We start from the raw sequence: 20,968 nt of genomic DNA, 5'->3' as shown, positions 1-20,968 counted from the left end.
GCCAGCCCCGCGCGAGTCTGGCATGGGCGCACGCGGGCCGCGCCCGCCAGCGTGTGGCGCCGCACGTTACAGTGGCGCGCCGGGGGTGGGCGAGCCATTGCCGCCACGGTATAGTGGACCGTCGCCCTGCGGCGGCTGGGCGAGGCCACCGAGGGCTCCCATCCGCACTCCCAAGTCATGAAACTGCCCTCAATTTCGCCAGTCCTGCTGTCCCTGCTGGTCGCCGCAGCCGGCGCCCTGGCGACTGGCGGCGCCTGGCGTGGCATGCATACGCTCGAGCGCGAGGTGGCGCGGGGCGATTTCGAGGCGGTGTTCTCGCCGGTCTTCTCCGCCTTGCAACGACGCCTGCTGGACAACGAGCAGCTGCTGCGCGGCACCACCGGGCTGTTCGCCGCCGATCCCGCCCTCACCCGCGAGCAGTGGCGCAACTACCTGTACACCACCCAGCTGGATGACCTGCCGCCCGGCACGCATTCGATCGGTTATGCGCGCCTGACCCCGCCACGGGAGCTCGACTGGCTGGTGGAGACGATGCGCCGCGAGGGCCAGCCCGGATTCGAGGTCTACCCGCTGGGCCCGCGCGACGTGTACGCGCCGGTTGTGTATGTCGAGCCCTTCGCCGGGCGCATCACGCGGGCGCTTGGCTTTGACATCATGTCCGATCCCGTGCGCCGCGCTGCCGCCGAGGCTGCCCGCGATAGCGGCGAGGCGCGCCTGAGCGGCGGCGTGGAACTCACGCGGGAGAGCGAAACGCAGGCGCCGCAGCGTGGCGCGGTGCTGTACCTGCCGGTGTACGGCAGTGGCCTGCCGCTGAACACCCCTACCCAGCGGCAGCTGGCCGTGACCGGCTATGTCTATACCTCGCTGCGCCTGGAAGACCTGCTGCGCGGGGTCAGCCTGCCCGCGGCCGGCACCTTGTCGCTGCTGCTTTATGAAGGACGCGACATCAAGCCCGGCGCGCTCCTGGCCGGTGACGCCGAGCCCTTGCCGGCAGGCGCGCCGGTCCCGCCGCCGTTGCTGCAGGCCGAACGCGAGCTGACCTATGGCGGCAGGGTCTGGACCTTGCGCGCCACCACCACGCCGGCCTTCGAATCGGCGCATCGCCCGCGACGCTCCATGCTGGTACTGGCGCTCGGCACGGCAGGCACGCTGCTGCTAGCCTGGATTGTGTTTGGCCTGGCACGCCAGCGGCGCAGGGCGTGGCAGCTCGCGGCGCGGGCGCGCCAGGGCCGGCAGGCGGATGGCGCCCTGCAGCGCGCGGGCCTGGCCAGCGCCAGCGATGCCTTCCTGGTATGCGATGCCGGCGGCCGTGTCCAGATCGCCAGCGCGGCGGCCACAGGGCTGTTCGGCAAGGCGCCGGACCAGTTCCCCGGCACCATCATCGCTACCTTGCTGCCCGATGCCGCCACGCTGGCCGCGACGGCGCTGGAGGGGCGGCTGGAGAGCCACGCCCGCAGGTCCGACGGCACCATCATCCCCGTGCGCGTGGCGGTGGCGCCGGTGCCTGCTGCCGGGCCCGGCCGGGTGCTGTGGGTAGTGACCGACCTGAGCGCCATCCGCCGCGCCGAACTGGCGGCCGCCGATGCGGCAGAGCGCAGCGCGCGCGTGCTCGATCACACCGCGCTGTGCGTCATCACTTTCGACCGCAACGGCACGGTGACCGGCATCAACCGCGCCGGCCAGCGCATGCTGTGGTACCAGGCCAGCGAGGTGGCCGCAGGCATGCGCTATCTGGACTTCCTCGATCCCAAGGAGGTTGCGGCGCGCGCTGCCGTGCTCACCAACGAGCTGGGCGAGCCGGTGGCGCCGGGCCTGGCCGCCGTGGTCGGCAAGGCCCGGCACGGGCTGACCGACGAACAGGAGTGGACCTATGTCCGCAAGGGCGGCTCGCGCCTGCCGGTGCAACTGACGCTGACCGCGCTGCCCGAGGCGCACCTGCCCGGCGGCACGGGGAACCCGCCGGCCCCGGCCTTTGCTGGCGAGGCCGGCAACGGTGGCCTGGATGCCGGCGGCTATCTCGCCATCGCGCATGACCTGACGGAGCGCAAGCGTGCGGACGAATACATCCGGCACCTGGCGCATCACGACGCGCTTACGGGCCTGCCCAACCGCGCCCAACTGCATGCGCGCACGGAACTGGTGCTGCAGCGCGCGCTGCGCAAGGGCGAGCGCATCGCGCTGCTGTTGCTCGATCTCGACCAGTTCAAGCGCATCAACGAATCGCTCGGCCACCACATCGGCGATGAGGTGCTGCGTATCGTGGCCGATCGCCTCAAGGCCGCGGTGCGCCACGCCGACCTGGTTGCCCGCATGGGCGGCGACGAGTTCGTGGTGGTGCTCGACCCGTTGAGCCAGGACAGCGAGGCCGAGCTGGTCGCCGCCAAGATCCTGGCCCGCCTGTCGGAAGACCTGCAGCTAGGCAACCAGCGCCTGCGCGTGACGCCCTCGATCGGCATGGTGCTGTGCCCCGACGACGGCGACAACCTGGCCGACCTGCTCAGGAACGCCGATGCCGCCATGTACGCGGCCAAGCGCCGCGGCGGTGCGCAGCTCAGCCGCTTCTCCAGCGAGATGGCCGAGGCATCCATGGCGCGTTTCACCATCGAGGGGCTGCTGCGGCGCGCGCTGGCCACGCAGGCGTTCAAGCTGCGCTACCAGCCCATCGTCGACACGGCCACGTTGCGCATTGCCGGCGTGGAAGCGCTCATTCAATGGGAAACGCCCGAGCGCGGCGTGATCCCGCCAACCGAGTTCATCCCGATTGCCGAGCAAAGCGGCCTGATCATGCCGCTGGGCGAGTGGATCCTGGCCACGGCCTGCCGCGAGATCCAGCACCTGCGCAGCGAGCTTGGCGTGGAGCTGGATGTGGCGGTGAATATCTCGCCGCTGCAACTGCGCCAGGAAGGGTTTCCCGCCATGGTCACGCAATGCCTGGCGGCCGCCGGGCTGCCGGCTTCGAGCCTCACCATCGAGGTGACGGAGGGCATCCTGATCGAGGGCGGGAGCAAGACCATCGACACCTTCGAGCGCGTGCGCGCGCTCGGCGTGGGATTGTCGATCGACGATTTCGGCACGGGCTATTCGGGCTTGAGCTACCTGACGCGGCTGCCGATCGACAAGCTGAAGATCGACAAAGCCTTCGTCGACGACGTCGCGCACGATGAACATCACCAGGCCGTGGCGGCCGCCATCATCACCCTTGGCCACCAGCTCCACCTGCAGGTGGTGGCCGAAGGCGTGGAGTCGCCCGCGCAGTTCGCCTTCCTGCGCGAACACGGCTGCGATGCCGTGCAGGGCTACCTGTTCTGCCAGGCGGTGCCGCTGGCCGGCCTGATGGAGATCTGCGCGGCAGGCGGTGAAGCGACCATGCAGGCCTGGGCGCAACGGGTGCCGGCCGCGGATTGAGCCGCATCCCCAAAATCCGCCGATACCTGCATCGGGATTCTTTGCCCAACTGCCACACGGCTGGCATGCGCCGCTCCTATGCTGCCCGCTGTTATCAAAGCGCAGAGGGTTGTCCATGCAAGCAGGTGAGTCCGCGCCGGGCCGCGCGTTCCTGGCGGTCGAGCAGGTAGGCAAGCGTTTCGGAGGGGCGGGAGGGTTCCAGGCGCTGGACGGCGTTTCGCTGTCGGTGGCGCAGGGGGAACTGCTGTGCCTGCTGGGCCCTTCGGGTTGCGGCAAGACCACTTTGCTGCGCATCATCGCGGGGCTGGAGCGCGAGGACACGGGCCGTATCCACGCCGGCGGGCGCGAGCTGACAGGCTTGCCACCGCAGGCGCGCGACTACGGCATCCTGTTCCAGTCCTATGCGCTGTTTCCCAATCTGCCGGTGGCCCAGAACGTGGCCTACGGCTTGCAGGGCCGGGGCATGGGACGTGCGCATCGCGAAGCCCGCGTCGCGGAAATGCTGTCGCTGGTAGGCCTGGCGGGCAGCGAGCGCAAGTTCCCCGGCCAGCTCTCGGGCGGCCAGCAGCAGCGCGTGGCACTGGCGCGCGCGCTGGCGCCGGCACCGTCGCTGCTGCTGCTCGATGAGCCGATGTCGGCACTCGATGCGCGGGTGCGCGAGCATCTGAGGCTGGAGTTGCGCCAGTTGCAGCGGCGCTTGAACGTCACTACCGTCATGGTCACGCACGACCAGGATGAAGCCATGGCGATGGCGGACCGCATCGCCGTGATGGAGGGCGGGCGCATCGCGCAGGTCGGCACGCCCGGCGAGATCTACGAGCGCCCGGCCTCGGCCTTCGTGGCCGAATTCATCGGTCAGGCCAACTGGCTGGATGGCCGGCTCAGCGGGCGCGATACCTTCAGCGTGGGCGAGCTCGACCTGGCCGTGTCCCCGGCCCGCGCCGGCGAGGTGGCCGAAGGCGCAGCCCGGCTGTGCTGCCGCCCGGAAGCCATCCGGCTGCACCCCGTGGAAGGCGAGCCCAACCGCCTGCTGGCGCGCATTGTCGACCAGACCTATCTGGGCAGCCGCTATCGCCTGATGCTGGAGGCCGACCGCCTGCCGGGCCACACGCTGTTTGCCGACGTACTGCGCGAGGAGCGCCACCTGCTGCCGGCGCCGGGCAGCCACAAGTTCTGGGTGTCGCTGCCCAGCCAGGCGCTGCAGGTGTTCGCATGACGCGCGCATTGCCCGTGGCCGGGGCGAAGGCCGATCGCGATGCCACTGTCAGGCGCGGGCGTGGCGCCGGCAGCGCGGCGGACCGCATCGCGCATGCCGCGCCCGCTGCGATGAAGTGGCTCTGGCTTGCCGGGCTGGCCGTGGCGCTGGTACTGCCGCTGCTGGCGCTGTTTGGCCAGGCATGGTTCGATGAAGCCGGGCGCTGGGCCTTGCCTGCGCGCGTGGCCGAGATGGTCGCCAACCCGAATTTCCTGCCGCTGCTGGGCCGCAGCGTGGCCGTCTCGCTGACCGTGGCCGCGCTGGTGGTGCCGCTGGCCTTTGGCTTTGCCTACGCGCTGCAACGCTCCCGTATCGCGTTCAAGCCGCTCTGGCGGGGCATTGCGCTGCTGCCGCTGTTCGCCCCTTCGCTGCTGCCGGGCATCGCGCTGGTTTACCTGTTCGGCAACCAGGGCGTCTTCAAGGGGGCATTCGGCGCAGGCGGCATCTATGGTTTCTGGGGCATCGTGCTGGGCGAGGCCTTCTATACGTTTCCCCATGCGCTGATGGTGCTGATGGCCGCGCTCTCGCTGGCCGACGCACGCCTGTACGAGGCCGCGCGCGCCATGGGGGCCTCCGCCTGGCGCACCTTCCTCACGGTGACGCTGCCGGGTGCGCGGCACGGCCTGTTTGGCGCGGCGTGCCTGGTGTTTACGCTGGTGGTGACGGATTTCGGCGTGCCCAAGGTGGTGGGCGGCGGCTATCCGGTGCTGGCGCTGGAAGCCTACAAGGCCGTGGTGGGGCAACAGCAGTTCGCGCGCGGCGCGCTGATCGGCATGCTGCTGCTGTTGCCGGCGCTGCTGACGTTCGGCGTGGACATCGCCATGCAGCGCCGGCAACGCGCGCAGATGTCGAGCCGTGCCCAGGTCTATGTGCCGGGCCGCGACGGGCTGCGCGACACGTGTTGCACGCTGGTGGTGACGGTGATCGGCGCCGCCTTGCTGATCATGCTGGCGGCGGCGGTGGGCGCTTCGCTGGTCAAGCTGTGGCCGTACAACCTGCAGCTCACGCTGGCGCATTACGACTTCGACAATATGGATGGCGGCGGCTGGCTGGCCTACCGCAACAGCTTGCGCCTGGCCGCGCTGAGCGCACTGGCCGGCACGCTGGCGATCTTCTTCGGCGCGTGGCTGACCGAGCGCACGCGCGGGCCGGCGTGGTTGCATGGCGTGCTGCGCGCCGGCTTTGTGTTGCCGATGGCGGTGCCCGGGCTGGTACTCGGGCTGGGCTATGTGTTCTTCTTCAACGCGCCCTCCAATCCGCTGCACGGGCTCTACGGCACCATGACGCTGCTGGTGATCTGCAACGTGGCCCACTTCTACACCACCGGCCACCTTACCGCCGCCGCCGCGCTGCGCCAGCTCGATGCCGAGTTCGAGGCCGCCGCGCTGTCGCTGGGCGTGGCGCCGCTGGTCACCTGCTGGCGGGTGACGGTGCCGATCTGCCTGCCCGCGCTGATCGATATCTTCCGCTACCTGTTTGTCTCGGCCATGACCACGGTATCCGCGGTGATCTTCCTCTATAGCCCCGATACCGTGCTGGCCGCGATCTCGGTGCTGAACATGGATGATGCCGGCGACACCGCGCCAGCCGCGGCCATGTCCACGCTGATCCTGCTGACCTCGGCGCTGGCCTGCCTGCTGCTGATGGGCGCCGCACGCGGCTGGCTGCGCCGCACGCAAGCCTGGCGCGCGCCGGCGCCTTGATTTGCCGTCGCTAACCAGCGCCGGCGCCGCGATACGCATTTCACGACCCGAACTTCACGACACGCCTTCCACCAAGGAGAAACCATGACTCACCTGTTCCGCACCGCCACCGCCGTGGCCGCCTTCGCGCTGCTGGCCGGCGCCGCCCATGCCAATACCGTGCTGACGGTTTACACCGCGCTGGAGGCCGACCAGATCGCCGCCTACAAGGCCGCGTTCGAGAAGGCCAACCCGGACATCGAGATCAAGTGGGTGCGCGACTCCACCGGCATCGTGACCGCCAAGCTGCTGGCCGAGAAGGCCGCGCCGCGCGCCGACGCGGTGTGGGGCCTGGCCGGTTCCAGCCTCGCCATCCTCGACAAGGAAGGCATGCTGCAGCCGTACGCGCCGAAGAACCTGGCGGCGGTGGACGCGCAATACCGCAGCGCCGCCAATCCGCCGGCATGGGTTGGCATGGACGTATGGGGCGCGGCAATCTGCTTTAACACCATCGAGGCGCAAAAGCAGGGCTTGCCCAAGCCCACGTCGTGGGCCGACCTGGCCAAGCCGGTATACGCGGGCAAGATCGTCATGCCGCATCCTGCGTCGTCGGGCACCGGCTACCTGGACGTGAGCGCCTGGCTGCAGATGATGGGCGAGCAAAAGGGCTGGTCCTACATGGACGCCCTGCACAAGAACATCGGCCTGTATACGCACTCCGGCTCCAAGCCCTGCAAGATGGCGGCGCAAGGCGAGTTCCCGATCGGCATCGCGTTTGAATACCGTGCGATGAAGTCCAAGAAGGAAGGCGCGCCGATCGACATCGTGCTGCCGTCCGAAGGGCTGGGCTGGGACATCGAGGCCACCGCGATCATCAAGGGCACCAAGAACCTGGATGCGGCGCGCAAGCTGGCCGACTTCTCCGCTTCGTCCGACGCCATGGCGCTGTACGAGAAGAACTTCGCGGTGCTGGCCATCCCGGGCATCGCCAAGCCGGATCCGCTGCTGCCGGCCGACTACGAGAAGCGCCTGATCAAGAATGACTTCACGTGGGCCAGCGCCAACCGGGACCGCATTCTCGCCGAGTGGAGCAAGCGCTACGAAGGCAAGGCCGAGAAGAAGTAAATCAGTAAAGAAGCAAAGAAGTAAAACCTGGCGATCAGCGTCAGCCGGTAAGCCCGGGCAAGCGGTGCGCAATCCAGCGCGTACGGCTTGCCCGGGCGCTTTCATTGATGCAAAGCATGGTGGTCCACGCAGAAACGGGTACGTTATTCGTCGCATGACGAGTTGCGGCAAAACGACCCCGTTTGGACGTTTTTGGTGGGCAGCGTGCGGGGGGATTGTGAGGAGAGGCGAGGGCGTGAGTGTGGACTCACGCTGCCCCGGCGCGAGCGCCGCCGGGGCGCTGCGCAAAAGCGGCCAAGCCTGGCCGCCCGTGCTGGCAATCAACCGTGGGACGCTTCCGAGGGATCGTTGCGCGAGTGCAGCCGGCGATACAAGTCGTCAACATGGCTGCGGCTGCTGCGCAGCTCTTCCCGGCCACGTTCCGTGATCAGGTAGACACGCCCGATGCCGTCACGCAGGACGCTTTCCATGTAGCCTTCCATCTGCAAGGCGCGCAGCAAGGGACGGACGGTGCCAATATCCACCTGGAACCCGTACTCCATCAGCATCTCGGCGAGCATGGCCACGGTGGCCGGCACCTCGACGGCAAATTGGAGGACGTAAATGCGGGCTAGCAAGCCAAGGAACTGTCGTTTCATGACGCTGCAAACGCGTCATCTCCCATTGCGGTTGACGTTGATTTATAGTTGTGAACCGTGCGCCGCAAAAAAAAGAAGCCGCCACGTAAGTGGCGGCTTGTCGGGAATGCGTCGGAGGGGTCAATTAACTCTGGCGCAGATCAGATTTTAAAATAACTAAACACGACTTGTCACGCAACTCATGTGACTGCCCCCTCGTCAGTAGGGTGTCAGTGTGGCGATTCCTCCAAAAAGCGCATTAAAGTGCACTTTTAAGCGGTAATCTGGGACAGGGAGATGTCCGAAACCAGCTTGCGGCCACACTGGCACCGGGGTTTAATCCGGGCACGCCATCCTCGTTTTCTCTCCCCACCATGAAACCCACCGACCTGATCCGCCTGCTCAGCCTTGCCGCCATCTGGGGCGCCAGTTTCCTGTTCCTGCGGATCAGCGCGCCGGTGCTTGGTCCCCTGACCGCCGCCTTTCTGCGGGTACTGATCGGGGCGCTGACGCTCGTGGCCTGCCTGGCGATGATGCGCGTGCGCTGGAACATGCGCGGCAAGTGGCGGCAGGTCATGGTGCTGGGCGTGATCAACTCCGGCATCCCATTCGCCATGTACTCGTTCGCCGCGCTGTGGCTACCGGCCGGCTACTCCGCCGTGTTCAACGCCATGACGCCGCTGATGGGCGTGTTGATCGGCGCGCTGTGCTTTAGCGAGCGCCTGACGCTGGCCAAGGCCGGCGGCGTCGTCCTCGGCGTTGCCGGTGTCGCGGTGCTGACCCGCACCGGGCCGGTAGCGTTCTCGCCCCAGGTGCTGCTCGGCGCCGCCGCCTGCCTGGTGGCGACCGCATGCTACGGTCTGGCGGGCTTCCTCGCGCGGCGCTGGATCACCGCGCAGGGCGGTCTGGACGCGCGCCTGGTGGCAACGGGCAGCATGGTTGGCGCCACCCTGTTCCTGCTGCCGTTCAGCGCGGTTGCACTGATGCGCGAAAACACGCTGCCGGCCGCCGGCCCAGGCGTTTGGATGGCGATGCTGGGGGTGGGGATGCTTTGCACGGCGATTGCGTACATCCTGTACTACCGGCTGATTGCCGACCTGGGCCCGGTTCGCTCGCTGACCGTGACCTTCCTGATCCCGCCGTTCGGCATCGTCTGGGGCGCCATCTTCCTTGGCGAGCAATTGTCGTGGGCACACGCCGCCGGCGGAGCGCTGATCGGGATGGCCGTCTGGCTGGTGCTGCGGCCCGCGGCCCCGGCTGCCAGCGCGAATGTGGTGGCGCCGGGGCCGGGCCGGCCCTGACGGCGAAAGGCTCGGCCATCCCGCTCATCTAGCCCATCTCGCGCTACCTGTGCTCCCCGCGCTTAGCGGAACCGGTAGGTCACGGCCCCCATGGTGGTCCATTGCTGGCGCCGCTCGGTGATCGGGCTGCTGGCCGCATCGCCCTGCAGCCGGGCAAAGGTCACGGAGGCCAGCGCGGACCAGTTGCGCGAGATCTCGTAGGTGACGATGCCATTCGCATGCCACTCGCGCAGGCCAGCACCCACGGCATGCGTCTGCAGGCCGGAACGCGCGCTTTGCTCCGCCGTGACGCCGAAGAACGTCTGCATGTACTTGCTGTTGGTCCAGGTCACCCCTGGCCCCAATGTGAATAGCCACTTACCGGCTGGCAGGCTGAACAGCACATCGCCATTCGCAATCAAGCCCTGGCCCTGGCCAGCGATATCCTGCGCCACATCCGCCGAGAACGTTACGAACGACACCTGCGCCTGCGCGAATGCGCGCGCCCGCATGGTCATGTTGACGTCGCCCAGGCCCCTGAGCCGGCTGTCATTCTTGCTTTTGCGCCAGGTCGGGTCGAACTGGAAGTCGGCGCCGATCTGCCAGATATCGTTGTTGACCGCGTAGACCCCTAGCAGGTCGAAGCCGCGCGAGAAGAAGCGGCCGCCGTAGTCGATGTCCTGGTAGATGATCGGATAAACAAGCGTGCTGCGGGAGCCGGGGAAATCCGGCGCGGCGTACACGCCCGGGCCGGCCGAGATCTTCCAGTTACTGGCGGGCGCGGTGGTGGCCGGCGCGTCAGGCGCTGCCCAGGCGGCTGTGGCGCCCAGGGTGAGGGCTAGAGCCAGAAGTGCGCGGCGGGGCGCGAAGGGGATGGGCATTTGGACGCGGAGCGGGTTTGAGTGGGGCCGCGCTGCGCGCGGGGGGGGGGGCTAGCGGGGGATTTTAACTGGAGGGGGAGGGGGTGGGGGGATTTGGCAGGGTGGAAAACGCTCACCCATGTGCCTGCACTCAAGTGCCACCTGCTTGTGTGAACTGTGCCGGGGGCTCAAGCCAGGCTCAAGCCCGGTTCGCCCATGTTCATCCGCTCCACATTGAAGCGCTCCCTGACCATCACGACTACCCGGCGTGCCAGTGGCAAGCTCCGCATCGCTTCTTCGTCGCTCGTCCCGGGGAAATCGACCTCCGCGCTCCAGTTGCACCCGGTGTGGTCCGGCCGGTGCACGCACACGGCGTGCAGCTGGCAGCCCTGGCAGCCGGGTTGCGCATGCAGGCAATCGTTCAGCAGGCGCTTGAGTTCGGTCAGGGGCTTGGTCTGGCGATCCATGATGGACTCCGGTTGCGCACCCGTGCCCGCGACGGGCGGGGACGGGCGAGGCCGTGGTTCCGACAATGGGGGGCGGTGGAACGAGGGCCGTATCAGTTGATGGATTTGTCGGCTCGGCATCCAGGGCAAAGGCCGTATAGCACCAGCATGTGCTCGCGCAGCACGAAGGCATTGGCGCTTGCCACTTCGCGCTGGCGGATTTCGATGGCTTCGTCGCGGAATTCTTCCACGCGGCCGCAGGCCACGCAGATCAGGTGGTCGTGGTGGCCACCTTCGTTGAGTTCGAACACTGCGTGATCGGCTTCGAAGCTGTGGCGCAGCAGGATGTTGGCCTGCACCAGCTGGTTGAGCACGCGGTAGATCGTCGACAAGCCGGCATCGACTTCCTGTGCCAGCAGGATGCGGTAGACGTCTTCGGCGCTGAGGTGGCGCCGTGGGCTGGCACGGAAAACTTCCAGCACGCGAACGCGCGGTGACGTTGCCTTGAGTCCGGCACGCTTGAGGTCAATGGGTTCGGTACTGTTGGGAGGCATCAGCATGCTGCGGCTTAGCGCCCGCACGGGGCGCATCAATCGGAAATGAAGGTGTCTGGGCCGGCTGCGCCATCACGCGCATTGGGCGGACGTTCGCGATTCCAACCGTAGGCGTGCAGCGGGCGGTGTCCTGCAAGGAAGGCCGCCCGCTGCTGCGAGCCGTGGCGCACGGCTCGCGGAATAAAAAAATGGCTTGGCTTGTCGGCCGAAGAGGCGATCGGGAAAGCGGGGTCTGGTTGCTTTCCCGATCCTCCGGTGACTGGCTACTGCCAAACGCTCCGCGGTACGGAGCGGTCCCCACAAAAGACGGTGATGGATGCCGCGTTGCGACATCTCAAAATTCTTGTTGCCGCGGACTTGCCGCTGGCCTTGCTGTGTTCTGGTGCCTGGCGCCAGGCCAAGCTTGTCTTGCTTCCTTGCTCGCCTGCGTCAGTCAATGAGGCAATAGTAAATGGGAATTAATCTCATTACAAGGAAAATTTTCAACTTATTTCGGAAGGGCTTTGCGGATGGCGCGGCCACCAGTTGCGCGCAAGCGCGGGAGGAAACGCAGGGAGGAGCGCGGAAAAAGAAAACGTGCGCCGGGCAAGCGGGGAAAGTCCCCGGCGCACGCGAAGCGCGCAGTCAAGCGCGCGATGGCGGCGCCCGGCATGCCGAGCCCGGGGCGCCGCTGGTTACCGCCCTATGCGGATCTCACGCGCCCGCCAGCCGGAACGTGCCAACGGCGCGGTGCAGCGCATCGGCCTGGTCTTCGAGGGAGGCGGCCGCGGCGGCTGCCTGCTCCACCAGCGCGGCGTTCTGCTGCGCCATCTGGTCCATCTGCGTCACGGCCTGGTTGACCTGCTCGATGCCGCCGGTCTGCTCTTCGGTGGCGGCGCGCATCTCGCCCATCAGGTCGGTCACGCGCTTGACCGCTTCCACGATCTCGTCCATCGCTTGCCCGGCGGTTTCCACCAGCGCCGAGCCATCATCCACCCGCTGCGCGGAGTTGCCGATCAAGGCCTTGATCTCCTTGGCGGCGGTAGCGCTGCGCTGCGCCAGGCTGCGTACCTCGCCGGCCACCACCGCGAAGCCGCGGCCCTGGTCGCCCGCGCGGGCGGCTTCCACCGCCGCGTTGAGCGCCAGGATATTGGTCTGGAAGGCGATGCCTTCGATCACGCCGATGATGTCGACCACCTTGCCGGAGGCGGCCTTGATCTCGCCCATGGTGTTGACCACCTTGCCCACGATGACGCCGCCGCGCACCGCGATCTCCGATGCGCCCTCGGCCAGGCGGCTGGCCTGGCGCGCGTTGTCGGCGCTCTGGCGCACGGTGCCGGTGAGCTGCTCCATGCTGGCCGCCGTTTGCTCCAGCGACGCCGCTTGCTCTTCGCTGCGGCGCGACAGGTCGGCGTTGCCGGTGGCGATCTCCCTGGCCGCTCCGGCGATCGAATCCGCCGAGCCGCGGATGCTGCCGATGGCGCCGGTCAGGCGGGTTTGCATCTGCTGCATGGCGAACAGCACGCTGTGGTTGTCACCGGGCGCGGTGTGCACTTCGCTGGCCAGGTCGCCTTCGGCGATGCGCGCGGCGATGCGCGAAGTCAGCGCCGGCTCTCCGCCCAGCTGTTTATGCAGGCCGTTGGCGATGCGCAGCACCACCACAGTCATCACCGTGCCGATGCCCAGCAGCAAGGCCAGCGACTTGAGCAGCGCCTGGCGGAACGCCGCGTCGATATCGTCCAGGTAGACCCCGGCGATGAAGTTCCAGTCCCACGGCTTGAAGTTCGCCACGTAGCTCAGTTTGGGCTGCGGCGCCTCGGCGCCAGGCTTGGCCCACAGGTACTGCACGTAACCCTGTCCCGCGCCTTTGCCGATCGCGGCAATATCGCGGAACAGATAAGTGCCCTTCGGGTCCTTGGTGTCTTCCATGTTCTTGCCGTTCATCTCCGGTTTGAACGGATGCATCACCACAACCGCGTTGGAATGCATCAGGGTGAAGTAGCCGTCCTCGCCAAAGCGGATGGCGCGCACGCGCTCCAGGGCCTGCTGCTTGGCCTCTTCCATCGGCATCTTGCCGCTGCGCCCCAGTGCCTCGTACGACTGGACCATGGACAGCGCGGTTTCGGTGACGTGCGCCAGGTCGAGCTTTCTCTCCGCCAGGCGCAGCTCGCGCATCTGCCAGGCGTCCCATAGCGTCAGCCCGAGCAGGCAGACCCAGCTCAGCAGCAATGGCAACAGCAATTTTTTCCTCAGGCTCAGGCGCTCCAGCATTCTCTCTCCCCTTTTTCTAGCTATGGATTTACGGCACTGCTGAGGCGATAACGGCGGCCCGGAGGACAAACTTGACGACCGCTCGCTAGGGGATTTCCTCAGGTGCAGCAAGGCTCGCAGGGGAATTTGGCAGTGGCATGCACGCAACCGCACAAATGATCTTTTGGCTGCGGATGACGCTGCACTTTAAGGGGCGTTCCGAGTGTGGAGCGTGTAATGGAACGTAATGCCTGATCGCCAGCGCAAGCATTGCGATTTCAAATGAGAACCATTATCCTTTCGCTTTACTTGCCTGGGCCGTCACCTGGCACGGGGCGCGGCACCTTTGCGCGGACGCGGCAAGCTGACCAGTGAGGCACCGGAGAAGCAGGTTGCCGGGCGCCGGAAGATCAACAAACATGACTGAAACATCGCTAGCGGCAGGCCAGCAGCGCCGGGCATTCTGGCTCAAACACCTGCATCAGTGGCATTGGATCAGTTCGGCAATGTGCCTGATCGGCATGCTGCTATTTGCCGTCACCGGCTTCACGCTCAACCACGCTGGCCAGATCGAGGCTCGCCCGCAAGTGGTCACACGCACGGCGAGCGCGCCGGCCAGCCTCACGGCGGCCTTGCGCCGGGCCACGCACGCAGACAAGGGCCCGGTGCCAGCGGCGCTGGCCAACTGGCTGTCGCAGGAACTCGATATCAACGCCCATGGCCGTGAAGCCGAGTGGCAGGCCGATGAGATCTATGTCGCATTGCCGCGCCCGGGTGGCGATGCCTGGGTCAGCGTGGCACTGGACAGCGGCGATGTGCAGTACGAGAAGACCACGCGGGGCTGGATCTCCTACCTGAACGACCTGCACAAGGGCCGCAACACCGGCCGCGCATGGAGCCTGTTCCTGGATGTGTTCGCCGCAGCCTGCCTGATCTTCAGCGTGACCGGCTTGTTCCTGCTCAAGCTGCACGCCGGAGGCCGCATGGCGACCTGGCCGCTGGTCGGGCTGGGCGTGGTGGTGCCGCTGCTGCTGGCGCTGCTGTTCATCCACTAACGATCACTAGCGATTACTAACGATCACCTGATCCCATTTACCGTTCAAAGACGAGGTCCCGTTATGCGCCGATTGCTTACCGTCACCCTTACCGGCCTGGCCGCGGCTCCATTCGCCAGCCCGGCCGTGGCGGCCGAAATGAACGTCAAGGTAGAGATCCCGCGCCTGAACGTCGCGGAATACCACCGGCCCTATGTCTCGATGTGGATCGAGCGCGCCGACCAGAGCCCGGCCGCCACGCTGGCCGTCTGGTATGACGTCAAGCACAAGGACGGCGAAGGCACCAAGTGGCTCAAGGACATGCGCCAGTGGTGGCGCAAGGCCGGGCGCGACATGCAGATGCCCGCCGACGGCATCTCCGGCGCCACGCGCGCGGCCGGAGAGCACACGCTCACTTTCGCGGATGCCAAGGCGCCGCTGGGCAAGCTGCCCGCCGGCGAGTATCAGCTCGTCGTGGAAGCCGCCCGCGAGGTCGGCGGCCGCGAACTGCTGCGCGTGCCCTTTGCCTGGCCGCCGAAGGCAGCCGCTTCGGCCAAGGCCAAGGGCGAGCATGAGCTTGGCGGCGTCTCGGTCGACCTGAAGCCCTGAAGCCCTGAGCCCCGAACCGATCAACCAGCCCTGCATTCAATAGCAAGAGGAATAGGAGCATGACGATGAAGACCTTCGCCACCAAACTGTCCGTCCAGGCCGCCGCGCTGGCCTTGGCCGCGCTGATGCCGCTGGCCGCCCACGCACACCGCCAGTGGCTGCTGCCGTCGGCGACCGTGCTGTCGGGCAGCGACCCGTGGGTGACCGTCGACGCCGCCGTGTCGAACGACCTGTTCTACTTCGAGCACGTGCCGCTGCGCCTCGATAACCTCGCCGTGACCGCGCCGGACGGCGCCGCGGCCAAGGTCGAGAACGCCAGCACCGGCCGCTATCGCAGCACCTTCGACGTTCACCTGACCCAGCCCGGCACCTACAAGGTGGCCATGGTCAACCACGGCCTGTTTGCCAGCTACAAGGTGGACGGCCAGGCCAAGCGCTGGCGCGGTTCGCCCGAAGCCTTCGCCAAGGAGGTGCCGGCCGGCGCGCAGGACCTGCAGGTGACGCAGGCCGACAGCCGCCTGGAAGCCTTCGTGACGGCGGGCAAGCCCACCGCCAAGGTGCTGCAGACCACTGGCCGGGGCCTGGAGCTGGCGCCCGTGACCCACCCGAACGACCTGGTCGCCGGCGACGCCGCCAGCTTCCGCCTGTTGCTGGACGGCAAGCCCGCCGCCAACGTCAAGGTAGCCGTGGTGCCGGGCGGTATCCGCTATCGCGACCAGTTGCAGGAAATGGCGTTCACCACCGACGCCGACGGCAAGTTCAGCGTCAAGTGGCCGGCCCCGGGCATGTACTGGCTGGAAGCCGAGGTGCGCGACGACAAGGTTGCCGTCAAGGAAGCCAAGACGCGCCGCGCCAGCTATGCGGCCACGGTGGAAGTGCTGCCGCAGTAAGCGCAATGCCACGCCGGCAGGCGGCGGGGCGTGAGTCCCGTCGCCTGCGCAAGCCCTAAGCCCCCAGCGGGCTTTTTGTGTTTTCGTCATTTCCGTCTCCTGTCCGTCTCCCGTCCGTCTCATATGCAGCGTGTCCTGGTTCCCCTTTCGCTTGGTGCCGTTCCGCCCGTGCCTGTCGCGGCGTCACGCCTGTGCTGGCGGCAAGGCGAGACCATGGGCACCACATGGTCGGTGGCGTGGGCCGCATCGCCCGTGGCAGTCGATCAAGACACGCTCGACGCCGGCATCCGCGCTGTGCTGGCCGAGGTCGTCGCGCAGATGAGCAACTGGGACGAAGCCTCGGACGTGAGCCGCTTCAACCGCGCCGCGGCCGGCAGCTGGCAGGTGCTGCCAGCCGACTGCTTCACCGTGCTGAAGGCGGCGCTGCAAGTGGCGCGCGACAGTGGCGGCGCCTTTGACCCCAGCGCGGGGCCGCTGGTCGACCTGTGGGGCTTCGGCCCGGCGCCGCAGCGTGCCCAAGCGCCCGCGCTGGCGGCGCTGGAGCAGGCGCGCGCGCAATGCGCATGGCAGCGCATCGCCATCGACGAGGCCGGTAGCCGCGTGCAGCAGCCCGGCGGCATCCGGCTGGATTTCTGTGCCATCGCCAAGGGCTTTGGCGTGGATGCGGTGTCGCGCTACCTGAGCGGGCAGGGCATCGACAACCACCTGGTGGAAATCGGCGGCGAGCTGCGCGGCCATGGCGTCAAGCCCGACGGCATGCCGTGGTGGGTCGCGCTGGAAACGCCGCCGGGCGGTGGCGCGGCGGGGCACGAGACGCTGGTCGCGCTGCATGGCTTGTCGGTGGCCACCTCGGGCGACTACCGGCGTTACTTCGATAGTGGCGGTCGCCGCTATGCGCACACGCTGGACCCGCGCACGGGCTACCCGGCCAGCCACGCGCTGGCCTCCGTCACGGTGCTGCACCCGCAATGCATGATGGCCGATGCGCTGTCCACCGCGCTGACCGTGCTGGGCCCCGAGGCGGGCATGGTATTCGCCTGCCGTCATGCGCTGGCCGCGCGCTTCCTGATCCGCCGCAGCGACGGCTTCGACGAACGCTTGTCGCCGGCCTTCGAGGCCATGCTGTCATGACCACGCCTGATACCGCCTCCTCCCTGCCTATGGACCCGCCGGCCGCGGCTAGCTCGCGCCGGCAGGGCCACGAAGGCCATGCCGGCAATTCCCGCAAGCGCTTCCGCGTCATCGACGCCGTGATCCTGCTGGGCGCGCTGGCTGGCGTGGCCGGCACCGCTCTGGGCTTTCTCGCACCCAGCCGCGCGGGCATGGCCGCCGGCGTGGTAATAGCCTATGCCGGGTTCTGTGCCGCCGTGATCGGCCGGCATCGCCGGCGGCGTCCGCGCGCCGGCCAGCTATCGGAAGCCAAGGACGGCGCCACGGTCGTGGCCTACGCGAGCCAGAGCGGCTTTGCCGAGCAGCTTGCGCTGCAGACCGCGCAGGCGCTGCAGGATGCCGGCGTGCCCGCGCAGTTGCTATCGTTCGACCAGCTGGTGGCCGGGCGTCTTGCCCATTGCCGTCAGGCGCTGTTCGTGGTCAGTACCACGGGCGAGGGCGATGCGCCAGACAGCGCCTCGGGCTTTGCACGCCGCCTGACGGCCGCCGCCGGCGCAGGTGGCCTGCGCGCGCTGCGCTACGGCATCCTCGCGCTTGGCGACCGCAGCTACGCGAACTACTGCGCCTTCGGCCACGCGCTGTCGGCATGGATGCAGCGCCAGCATGCGCAGGCGCTCTTCGACATGGTGGAAGTGGACAATGGCGATGCCGGGGCCCTGCGCCACTGGCAGAACCATCTCAGCGCACTCGCCGGCGGCGCCGAAATCGCCGACTGGGAAATGCCCCGCTACGCCGACTGGCGCCTGCACGAGCGCAGACTGCTCAATCCGGGCAGCCCGGGCGCACCAGCCTTCCACCTTGCGCTGGTGCCGGCCACAGTGGGCGGGGGCGCGCCGTCGTGGCAGGCCGGCGACATCGCCGAGATCGGCCCGCGTCTTGCGCCGTCCGAAGTGGCGCGTGTGCTGGCAAAGCTCTCGCTGGACGGCGACACCGCCGTGCGCTGCGATGGCGCATCCACCACGCTGGCGCAGGCGCTCGCCATGCGCATCGTCCTGCCCGATCCGCATCTTGCCGCACTGGCCGGCGTCACGCCGCAACGGCTGGTGGATACGCTGCCGCTGTTGCCGCACCGCGAGTATTCGATTGCCTCGCTGCCGGGCGACGGGCAACTGGATTTGCTGGTGCGCCAGACGCGCCATGACGATGGCCGGCTCGGCCTGGCATCCGGCTGGCTCACCGCGCATGCGGAGCCAGGCGCGGGCATCGCCCTGCGCATCCGCACCAATCGCGGCTTTCATCCGCCTGCGGATGATCGCCCGCTGATCCTGATCGGCAACGGCACCGGCCTGGCCGGCCTGCGCGCGCACCTGAAAGCCCGCGCCGCGGCCGGGCATCATCGCAACTGGCTGCTGTTTGGTGAGCGCACCGCGGAGCACGACGCGTTCCACCACTCTGAGCTCACCGCATGGCAGGCCAATGGCGTGCTGCAGCGGCTGGACCTGGTCTACTCGCGCGATGGCGGCTCGCTCCATTACGTGCAGGACGCCGTGCGCGCATCGGCCGACGCATTGCGAGAATGGATCGAAGCTGGCGCGGCCATCTACGTTTGCGGCAGCCTCAAAGGCATGGCCGGTGGCGTCAACGCGGCGCTGTCGGAGGTGCTGGGCGAAGAGGCCCTGCTGCGCCTTGGTGAGCAGGGCCGGTATCGGCGCGATGTCTACTGAGCCTGGCTGGAAAGCGATCAGGCTGGCGTAGCGTCCCCTGCCACCTCCATCAGCGCATCCACCACCACCGCCCCGCCCGCACTCACCATCACCGGGTTGAGGTCAATCGAGCGGATCGCACCGTTGGCGTCAAGCATCAGCTGGCCCACGCGCACGGCGATCCGGCATAGCGCCGCCACATCGACAGCCGGCTCGCCGCGCACGCCCGCCAGCAGTGGCGCAATGCGCAGGCCGGCCACGGCGCGCGCCACCGCGGCCTCGCTGCACGGCGCCAGCAGCACGGCCGTGTCGCGCAGCACCTCCACATATTTGCCGCCGTCTCCCACCAGCACCACCGGCCCGAACACCGGGTCCCAGTGCGCGCCCACCATGCATTCGCGCTGGCCGCGTTCCATGCGCGCCACCACCACGCCCTCGCAGGCCGCGCCGAGCTTGTCCAGGATGTCGGTCTGCGTGAGGAAGGCCTGCGCCACGGCGTGTTCATCGTTGCAGTTCAACGCGACAAGGCCGTGCTCGCTCTTGTGCGGCACTTGCGGCGAGCTGGCCTTGACTGCGACGGGCCCTTTCAACTCGCGCCACGCCGCGACCGCTTCATCCACGCTCTGGCACAGCTTGTGCGCTACCACCGGGATGCCGGCCAACGCCAGGCGCGCGAGGCTCGCCGCCTCGCTCAGCGTGTGGCCGGTAGCGCTCGACGCAGCGCCTGCTGCATCGCTTGCCGCGGGCCGATGCGCGGCGACGGCCGTGTCTTGCGCGGCCACATCGCGCAGTTGCTGCTGGTGTGTGACCAGTTGCGCGAACGCAGCCAGCGCCTCGGCGCCGCTGGCATAGGTGGGCACGTTGGCCGCGCGGAACGCAGCTGCCACCGGCGCCTGCCAGGCCGCCACGGCAATCGGCTTGCCGGCGCTGTCTGCAAAGCTGGCGGCGTCGCGTGCAAAGCGCGGCAGGTCGTAGCCCATGCCCGCCACCGGGATATCGAGCAGCAGCAGGTCGGCGGCCGGGTCGGCGGCCACCACCGGCAGCACGTCGCCAAACAGCCCGCTGTTGGTCAGCAGCGCGGCGGTGACATCGACCGGGTTTGCGGTTGAGGCGAATCCGGGCAGGCGCTGCGCCAGCGCCGCTTGCGTGGCCTGCGACAGCGGCGCCAGCGCAAGCCCGAGCGGCTCCGCCGCGTCGGCCGCCATCACGCAGCTCGCGCCGGAATTGCTCACCACCACCAGTTGCCGCCCGCTGGCCTGCCAGCCGCGCAGGTAAAGCGGTGCACAGCGCGCCAGCGCGTGCGCATCATCCACGCGGCAGATGCCGTGCCGCGCCAGGAAGGCACCCACCGCGCGGTCTTCATTGGCAATGGCGCCGGTGTGCGACGCTGCCGCGCGCTGGCCCGCGCTGGAGCGGCCCGCCTTGACGGCAACGATGGGCACGCCACGGCGGCGCGCCACTGCGGCGGCTCGCGCAAGCATGGCCGGATCGGTCAGGCTCTCCAGGTACAGCAGGATCAGTTGCACATCGGGATCGTGCGCCACGGCCAGCGCCAGCTCGCTCACTGTGATGTCGGCTTCGTTGCCGGTGGCGTGCATATGGCGCACGCCGATGCCCTGGCCGCGCAGCAGGCCGTAGACCATGGCGCTGACGCCGCCGCTCTGGCTCACCACCGCCACCGGGCCATCCTGCGGCGGCACTTCGATAAACATGGTGGAGAAGCTGGCAATGGTGCCGGTGCCGAAGTTGGCCAGGCCCTGGCTGTTCGGGCCAACCAGGCGCAGCCCCGCGCCGGCGGCAATCCGCACCATCTCGTCCTGCTGGCTGCGGCCTTCCTCGCCGGCTTCGCCGAAGCCCGAGGCGATCACGATCGCGGCCGCCACACCCAGCCGCGCGCAATCGCGCACCGCCGACACGGCTGCGTCGCCGCCCACCACGATGATGGCCAGCTCCGGCACCTCGGGCAGCGCATCGAGCGAGGCAAAGGCGGGCAGGCCCTGGATGGTGTCGCGCTGCGGGTTCACCGGGAAGAGCTTGCCGGCGTAGCCATGCTCGCGCATGTAGTAGATGGGCCGGCCACCGATCTTGTGGATATGGTCGGAGGCGCCGATCACCGCGATCGAGCGAGGCGCCAGCAAGGCTTGCAAGGTCTGGTTCATGATGAGTGCG

General features: G+C 68.1%; 16 protein-coding genes. 10 read left to right on the top strand and 6 right to left on the bottom strand.

From position 1 onward, the window contains the following. Positions 1–177 precede the first annotated feature (177 nt). The 4 genes from AC1RQC_RS14450 (at position 178) to AC1RQC_RS14435 (ending at position 7,467) form a co-directional block, all read left to right on the top strand. Entirely contained in the window at positions 178–3,405 is a 3,228-nt protein-coding gene (locus tag AC1RQC_RS14450) for a bifunctional diguanylate cyclase/phosphodiesterase (protein WP_492883776.1), read from the top strand. 115 nt (positions 3,406–3,520) lie between these two features. After that, complete coding sequence (locus AC1RQC_RS14445; protein ID WP_492371947.1) at positions 3,521–4,621, top strand: putative 2-aminoethylphosphonate ABC transporter ATP-binding protein; 1,101 nt, start codon at positions 3,521–3,523, stop codon at positions 4,619–4,621. Next, positions 4,618–6,363, top strand: a complete 1,746-nt coding sequence (locus tag AC1RQC_RS14440; protein ID WP_492371948.1) for a putative 2-aminoethylphosphonate ABC transporter permease subunit — start codon at positions 4,618–4,620, stop codon at positions 6,361–6,363. Before AC1RQC_RS14445 ends, AC1RQC_RS14440 begins: the two co-directional genes overlap by 4 nt. A gap of 84 nt (positions 6,364–6,447) precedes the next feature. After that, positions 6,448–7,467 (top strand): putative 2-aminoethylphosphonate ABC transporter substrate-binding protein, encoded by a 1,020-nt coding sequence (locus AC1RQC_RS14435; RefSeq protein WP_492371949.1) that lies wholly within the window; start codon positions 6,448–6,450, stop codon positions 7,465–7,467. 320 nt (positions 7,468–7,787) lie between these two features. Here the strand turns inward: AC1RQC_RS14435 and AC1RQC_RS14430 are convergent, their stop codons facing one another. Next, the gene (locus tag AC1RQC_RS14430; RefSeq protein WP_150985106.1) at positions 7,788–8,105 is read right to left on the bottom strand and encodes a PadR family transcriptional regulator; all 318 of its coding nucleotides are present in this window, start codon (positions 8,103–8,105) and stop codon (positions 7,788–7,790) included. A gap of 353 nt (positions 8,106–8,458) precedes the next feature. On the opposite strand from AC1RQC_RS14430, the gene AC1RQC_RS14425 reads away from it, so the two are divergent. Beyond that, complete coding sequence (locus tag AC1RQC_RS14425) at positions 8,459–9,385, top strand: DMT family transporter (RefSeq protein WP_492371950.1); 927 nt, start codon at positions 8,459–8,461, stop codon at positions 9,383–9,385. A 62-nt stretch (positions 9,386–9,447) separates the two neighbouring features. Here the strand turns inward: AC1RQC_RS14425 and AC1RQC_RS14420 are convergent, their stop codons facing one another. From AC1RQC_RS14420 to AC1RQC_RS14405, 4 genes are all read right to left on the bottom strand, one after another. Continuing rightward, a complete protein-coding gene (locus tag AC1RQC_RS14420) occupies positions 9,448–10,245 on the bottom strand; it encodes a MipA/OmpV family protein (protein ID WP_492371951.1) in 798 nt (265 codons plus the stop codon). 167 nt (positions 10,246–10,412) lie between these two features. Beyond that, positions 10,413–10,691, bottom strand: coding sequence for a hypothetical protein (locus tag AC1RQC_RS14415; protein WP_492375640.1), 279 nt, complete (start codon positions 10,689–10,691; stop codon positions 10,413–10,415). Between the two features lie 92 nt (positions 10,692–10,783). After that, entirely contained in the window at positions 10,784–11,230 is a 447-nt protein-coding gene (fur, locus tag AC1RQC_RS14410) for a ferric iron uptake transcriptional regulator (RefSeq protein WP_492811074.1), read from the bottom strand. Positions 11,231–11,917: 687 nt separating this feature from the next. Further along, positions 11,918–13,474 carry a methyl-accepting chemotaxis protein gene (locus AC1RQC_RS14405; protein WP_492375638.1) on the bottom strand — a complete coding sequence of 519 codons (1,557 nt, stop codon included), beginning with the start codon at positions 13,472–13,474 and terminating at the stop codon, positions 11,918–11,920. Positions 13,475–13,872: 398 nt separating this feature from the next. Here AC1RQC_RS14405 and AC1RQC_RS14400 point away from each other — a divergent pair, with 398 nt between their 5' ends. From AC1RQC_RS14400 to AC1RQC_RS14380, 5 genes are all read left to right on the top strand, one after another. Further along, positions 13,873–14,508 carry a PepSY-associated TM helix domain-containing protein gene (locus AC1RQC_RS14400; protein WP_492375637.1) on the top strand — a complete coding sequence of 212 codons (636 nt, stop codon included), beginning with the start codon at positions 13,873–13,875 and terminating at the stop codon, positions 14,506–14,508. 63 nt (positions 14,509–14,571) lie between these two features. Next, positions 14,572–15,096 (top strand): DUF2271 domain-containing protein, encoded by a 525-nt coding sequence (locus AC1RQC_RS14395; protein WP_492883773.1) that lies wholly within the window; start codon positions 14,572–14,574, stop codon positions 15,094–15,096. Between the two features lie 65 nt (positions 15,097–15,161). Beyond that, complete coding sequence (locus tag AC1RQC_RS14390) at positions 15,162–15,986, top strand: DUF4198 domain-containing protein (protein WP_492811179.1); 825 nt, start codon at positions 15,162–15,164, stop codon at positions 15,984–15,986. A 123-nt stretch (positions 15,987–16,109) separates the two neighbouring features. Continuing rightward, positions 16,110–17,117, top strand: a complete 1,008-nt coding sequence (locus AC1RQC_RS14385) for an FAD:protein FMN transferase (protein WP_492883771.1) — start codon at positions 16,110–16,112, stop codon at positions 17,115–17,117. A gap of 191 nt (positions 17,118–17,308) precedes the next feature. Next, positions 17,309–18,820, top strand: a complete 1,512-nt coding sequence (locus tag AC1RQC_RS14380) for a sulfite reductase subunit alpha (RefSeq protein WP_492883860.1) — start codon at positions 17,309–17,311, stop codon at positions 18,818–18,820. A 17-nt stretch (positions 18,821–18,837) separates the two neighbouring features. On the opposite strand, the gene AC1RQC_RS14375 is transcribed toward AC1RQC_RS14380, so the two are convergent. Beyond that, positions 18,838–20,958, bottom strand: coding sequence for an acetate--CoA ligase family protein (locus AC1RQC_RS14375; RefSeq protein ID WP_492375635.1), 2,121 nt, complete (start codon positions 20,956–20,958; stop codon positions 18,838–18,840). Between the last annotated feature and the right edge of the window lie 10 nt (positions 20,959–20,968).

The sequence above is a fragment of the Cupriavidus sp. GW822-FHT03E04 genome, assembly GCF_058801495.1.
The sequence above is the reverse complement of the archived record's forward strand: the minus strand, read 5'-3'. Positions and strand labels throughout refer to the sequence as shown.